Source organism: Rhizobium sp. UBA1881 (assembly GCF_002338015.1).
In the GTDB taxonomy this organism is placed as follows: domain Bacteria; phylum Pseudomonadota; class Alphaproteobacteria; order Rhizobiales; family Rhizobiaceae; genus Rhizobium.
Map to the genome: position 1 here is coordinate 43,209 of NZ_DDHH01000005.1, position 223 is coordinate 43,431.

The following is a 223-nucleotide window of genomic DNA, read 5'->3' on the forward strand; positions in this document are numbered from 1 at the left end:
GCAGCCGGAGGGGCCGACGAACACGACGAACTCGCCATTGTTCACCTCGAGCTGAACGCTCTTCAGAACCTCGAAGTCGCCGTAAAATTTCTGAACCTTGTTGAGAAATAACTGTCCCAAAACCTGTCTCCGGTCACCGCCACGCGCGGCGCTTACTCTCGATAGCGAAGGGATCGCGGGTGTTGCGCGCCCGCGATCCCCAACAAAGGCTTACTTGAACGCT